Here is a 4,038-nt window from a genome sequence, read left to right as displayed (position 1 = left end):
ACCTTTCCTGCCAGCGGCAAGCGGTACTTCGCGAGTTGGCCGAGTCCGATGTTCCGGTATTCGGGCCTTGGTTTTTTTACGGCTTCAGCCATGCTAGACCCCAACTTGTTAAAACACTAATCCGCGATTTTAGCGCCTTTTTATTTCGCGCTGCAGCGAAAAGCGGTCCAAGAGACTGTTGCTCCGTGCGCGAAAATGGCCGTGTTGACGCACCTTTTCCGCGAGCACTCAGCCTGTGCTCGCGGCCCCGTTCTTCATTCGATCAACTCAGGTCGTTCTGATAGTAATAACCAGTCGTGACGTACCATCCGCGCCGCACTTCGACGGGGCGATCGCCATAGGTATAAGACACGCGCTCCACCGATAACAGCGGAAATCCCTGCGTCACATCGAGAAACTGCGCGACGGTCTCGTCGGCGGCAACGGCGCGGATCTTTTCCGTCGCACGGATCATGCGAGTGCCGAACTCCGTCTCGAACATTGCGTAGAGCGGGCCTTTGTACTCGGCGAGGCGCTCGGCCGTGAGTCCACGAAACACCGCGCCTGGCAGCCAGATCTCGTCGAATACGGTCGTGACGCCATCGAACTGCAACAGACGCTTGATAAGAACGACGGGATCGGCGGGCTTCAGATCCAGTTGACGCGCGATCTCGGCGGGAGCGCGCAGCCGTCTGCATTCGAGCAGGCGGCTGACGTGAGGATGAACGTCGCCGTCGTCGGGCAGGAGGCGCAGGAAGCGGAACTGCACGCGATCTTCGTTGTGCGTCGCAACGAACGTGCCTTTACCCTGACGGCGAACGAGGAGGTTGTCGGCGGCGAGTTCGTCGATCGCTTTGCGGACCGTGCCCTGACTCACCTTGTAGCGCGCGGCCAACTCGACTTCGCTCGGGATGATTTCGCCAGGCTTCCATTCGCCGGACTCGAGCCCCTGCGTGATGAGCGCCTTGATTTGCTGATACAGCGGGCTGAACGTCGGCGACGGCGTGCTCGCGGCAGCCTCAGCCGCCGGTGCAGTGCCATTGGGGGTCGTCGTGCTCGCCGGGTTGGAATTCATGCCGCGCATTTCAACACAAGGGCCGCCGTGCGTCCAGACTTTTCCCGCCGATTCCTATGTCTTATATAAGACATAAGATAGTGTTGACTTTACCTCGGACCGCTCCTACACTCTTTGTCGAGCAAGGGTTTGCGGGTCGTTGCCAGCGCGCAGGAACCGCCGGTCAGCGTGTTTTCACAGCGGCTTTCTCGCCGAGAGCACGCGGAGTCGCGGCATCCACGCATTGCGCAGCTTACCGCCAGGCACGCCCTTTCGCTTTCGCCTCACGCCGATCGGCCACTCGATTCGCGCGCCGCTGCCTGCCCCACGCCTCGCAACGTCAAGCGCCGTCTCGAATGGGCGCGTTGCCGTCAGACCCAAGCGAAATCATCGCGTCCTTCCAGACCGTTCCGCACGCCTCTCGCTCGAAGAGAAGGATTCATGGCATGACGGTCGCGCCGCTCGAGCATTCATGCGACGCGAATCCACGAATGAACGCGCGCAACGCCACGTGGCAACCGCGTTCGGCGGTTTCGCGCACGGCATGGCCGGCATGTCTTCATCAACGCTTTGCGTAACGCGCATAAAATGGCGTTTTTCCCTAGCGTTCCACGCACTGTCCAGGAGAGTTCTCAATGGCTAAGTCCGCAAAGCGCGTTGCCGTAACCGGCGCCGCAGGTCAAATCGGCTACTCGCTGCTGTTCCGTATCGCCAACGGCGATCTGCTCGGCAAAGACCAGCCCGTGATTCTTCAGTTGCTCGATCTGCCGCAAGCGCAAGCCGCTGTGAAGGGCGTCGTGATGGAACTGGAAGATTGCGCATTCCCGCTGCTCGCGGGCGTGGTCGTCACGGACGATCCCAAGGTCGCGTTCAAGGACGCCGATGTCGCGCTGCTGGTCGGTGCGCGTCCGCGTTCGAAGGGCATGGAGCGCAAGGATCTGCTGTCGGCGAACGCCGAGATTTTCACGGTTCAGGGCAAGGCGCTGAATGATGTCGCGAGCCGCGACGTGAAGGTGCTGGTCGTCGGCAACCCGGCGAACACGAACGCGTACATCGCGATGAAGTCGGCGCCGGATCTGCCGAAGAAGAACTTCACCGCCATGCTGCGCCTGGATCACAACCGCGCGCTGTCGCAGCTGGCGGCCAAGTCGGGCAAGCCGGTCGCTTCGATCGAGAAGCTCGCGGTGTGGGGCAACCACTCGCCGACGATGTACCCGGACTTCCGCTTCGCGACCGCCGAAGGCGAGAACCTCACGAAGCTCATCAACGACGACGAATGGAACCGCAACACGTTCATCCCGACCGTCGGCAAGCGCGGCGCGGCGATCATCGAAGCGCGCGGCCTGTCGTCGGCGGCATCGGCGGCTAACGCGGCGATCGATCACGTGCGTGACTGGGTGCTCGGCACGAACGGCAAGTGGGTCACGATGGGCATTCCGTCGGACGGCTCGTACGGCATTCCGGAAGACATCATCTACGGCGTGCCCGTCACGTGCGAAAACGGCGAGTACAAGCGCGTCGAAGGCCTGGAAATCGACGCGTTCTCGCGCGAAAAGATGGACGGCACGCTGAACGAACTGCTCGAAGAGCGTGACGGCGTCGCGCACCTGCTCGGCAAGTAAGCACGTGTTGAAAGGGAAGCTCGCAAGGGCTTCCCGTCAGCGCGGACGCCTCGTCGCGTTCGCGCCTGATCCGATCGCGCTTGAAAGATGTTCGAGCGCGATCGGATCAGATGCATGAGCAGATCGAATTCACATCCCTCCAATCGGACCCGATGCCGACGATGCGCGATCTCACTCCCGCCGAAGTGCTGTTTGACGGCGAACCGCAGCCTGCCGTGCTTCCGCCCTGCGATCACTACGCCGGCAGCGAGAAGCTGATGAAGAAATCATTGGCGTTGCAGGCGCAACTGGGCCCGGTGTTCGACATCACGCTCGATTGCGAGGACGGCGCGCAAGTCGGTCACGAAGCCGAACACGCCGAGCTGGTCGCATCGTTGGTCGGCGGCGAGGAAGACCGTTTCGGGCGCGTCGGCGTGCGCATCCACGACTTCCATCATCGTGCGTGGCGCGACGACGTGCGCATCGTCCTGCGCCACGCGAAGCACGCGCCCGCGTTCGTCATGCTGCCGAAGATCCGCAGCGCCGTCGATGCCGCCGAGATGGTCGCTTTCATCGAAGCATCGCGCTGCGAGTTCGGCATTCCGAAGCCGATTCCCTGTCATCTGCTCATCGAGACGCATGGCGCGCTCGCGCAAGCGTTCGAACTCGCCGCGCTGCCGGGCGTCGAATCGCTGAGCTTCGGCCTGATGGATTTCGTGTCCGCGCACAACGGCGCGATCCCCGATACCGCGATGCGCTCCCCGGGTCAGTTCGATCATCCGCTCGTGCGGCGCGCGAAGCTGGAGATCGCCGCCGCATGTCACGCGCACGGCAAGGTGCCATCGCACAATGTGTCGACGGAAGTGCGCGACATGAGCGTCGTCGCGAACGATGCCGCGCGCGCCCGCAACGAGTTCGGCTACACGCGCATGTGGAGCATCCATCCGGACCAGATCAGGCCGATCGTCGAGGCGTTTTCGCCGCGCGCCGAAGAAATTGCGCTCGCGGCCGAGATCCTGCTCGGCGCGCAACGCGCGCAGTGGGGCCCGACGCGTCACGGCGACACGCTGCATGACCGCGCGAGCTATCGTTATTACTGGGCGGTGCTGCGTCGCGCGCATGCGACCGGCCAGACCATACCGGAACAATGCGCGCCGCTCTTCGCCGCGCCGGGTACAGGGGCATGAGCGCGAATTCAGCGTCGCACAGGCGTGCATGCCAGGCGCGAGCGTCAAGCACCACAAGTAACGCCGCGTAGCGAGCGTACGAAAGGAGACCGGAGAGCATGACTGATACCGCATCGACCGAAGCACCCGCAACCGCTGGTTTCAAGCCGAAGAAATCCGTCGCGCTGTCCGGCGTGACGGCGGGCAATACCGCGCTGTGCACGGTCGGCAAGACCGG

General features: G+C 62.9%; 3 protein-coding genes and 2 pseudogenes. 3 read left to right on the top strand and 2 right to left on the bottom strand.

The window, feature by feature from the left end:
• Positions 1-92: pseudogene (locus NCT32_RS14515) on the bottom strand (succinate dehydrogenase, cytochrome b556 subunit); the annotation flags it as partial.
• A 170-nt stretch (positions 93-262) separates the two neighbouring features.
• Positions 263-1,054: a GntR family transcriptional regulator gene (locus NCT32_RS14510; RefSeq protein WP_250477269.1), complete on the bottom strand. Its 792-nt coding sequence runs from the start codon at positions 1,052-1,054 to the stop codon at positions 263-265.
• A gap of 614 nt (positions 1,055-1,668) precedes the next feature.
• Here NCT32_RS14510 and NCT32_RS14505 point away from each other — a divergent pair.
• From NCT32_RS14505 to NCT32_RS14495, 3 genes and pseudogenes are all read left to right on the top strand, one after another.
• Complete coding sequence (locus tag NCT32_RS14505) at positions 1,669-2,655, top strand: malate dehydrogenase (RefSeq protein ID WP_061122000.1); 987 nt, start codon at positions 1,669-1,671, stop codon at positions 2,653-2,655.
• Positions 2,656-2,816: 161 nt separating this feature from the next.
• Entirely contained in the window at positions 2,817-3,821 is a 1,005-nt protein-coding gene (locus NCT32_RS14500) for a CoA ester lyase (RefSeq protein WP_061122001.1), read from the top strand.
• Positions 3,822-3,919: 98 nt separating this feature from the next.
• Positions 3,920-4,038: pseudogene (locus NCT32_RS14495) on the top strand (2-methylcitrate synthase); the annotation flags it as partial.

It is taken from the genome of Caballeronia sp. INML2 (genome assembly GCF_023631365.1).
Taxonomy (GTDB): domain Bacteria; phylum Pseudomonadota; class Gammaproteobacteria; order Burkholderiales; family Burkholderiaceae; genus Caballeronia; species Caballeronia turbans.
Note: the sequence above shows the minus strand (reverse complement) of the source record. Positions and strands in the feature narration are given on the sequence as shown.